The sequence below is a fragment of the Agromyces humi genome (assembly GCF_009720255.1).
GTDB lineage: Bacteria > Actinomycetota > Actinomycetes > Actinomycetales > Microbacteriaceae > Agromyces > Agromyces humi.
Genome location: NZ_WJSP02000705.1, coordinates 1 through 821 on the forward strand (window position 1 = coordinate 1; position 821 = coordinate 821).

The following is an 821-nucleotide window of genomic DNA, read 5'->3' on the forward strand; positions in this document are numbered from 1 at the left end:
ATGAGGCGCACGCCGGTGAGCGGGTCGGGCGCGTAGTGCGGCTGGGCGTAGCCGGCACGCGGATGCAGGATGCCCGCGAAGGCGGCCGACCGCGTCGACACGTGCCCGCGCGCGACGAGGGCGTCGGCGATGTGCGGACGCCCGATGGTGGTGCCCTCGACGGTCTGGGCGAGCACGTCGTCCCAGCTGAGGTCGTAGTCGCGGCCGATGCGACGCACGATCTCCTCGGCGCGCGAGACGCGTGACTCGCGGATACGGGTCGTCTCGGCGAGCAGCCGCTCGTCGGACGGGTCGATGAGGTAGGCCAGCATGTGCACGCTCATGAACCCCTCCCGCGTGGAGAGCTCCATGCCGGGGATGAGGGCCACGCCGGTCGCCGGAACCGCGGCGGCGGCCTCCGCCCATCCGCTCGTGGAGTCGTGGTCGGTGAGCGCGATGCCCCAGAGGCCCGCGGCGGCGGCCTGCGCCATGAGGACCGCGGGCGCCTCCGTGCCGTCGGACACCGTCGAGTGCGTGTGCAGGTCGGCGTCGCCGACGACGACGGGGGCTTCGGACATCCCCTCATGCTAGCCGCGGCCTCGGGCGCGGCATCCGAGGCGAGCCCACCGGCGACCTCACCGGGGACTCCCAGCCGACGGGCGGCGTCGCCCCGGCTCCGACGGCGCCCGCTCGCCTAGGGTGGATGGAATGCTCCCCCGCATCCTCGGCTGGGTCGTCGTGCTCGGCACCGCCGCCATCGCCGCCGTGCTGCTGTGGCCGCAGGCGTTCGGGTTGCAGAACCAGTGGATCGCCGCGCACGTGGTCGCGCTCCGCGGCACGGC

Annotated in this window: 1 protein-coding gene; it reads right to left on the reverse strand. The window is 74.4% G+C overall.

Annotated features, from left to right (window positions below; all coding sequences use genetic code 11):
* Positions 1-557 (reverse strand): PHP domain-containing protein (locus GH736_RS23670; protein WP_159607534.1); only part of this gene is annotated, 557 nt, incomplete at its 3' end.
* Between the last annotated feature and the right edge of the window lie 264 nt (positions 558-821).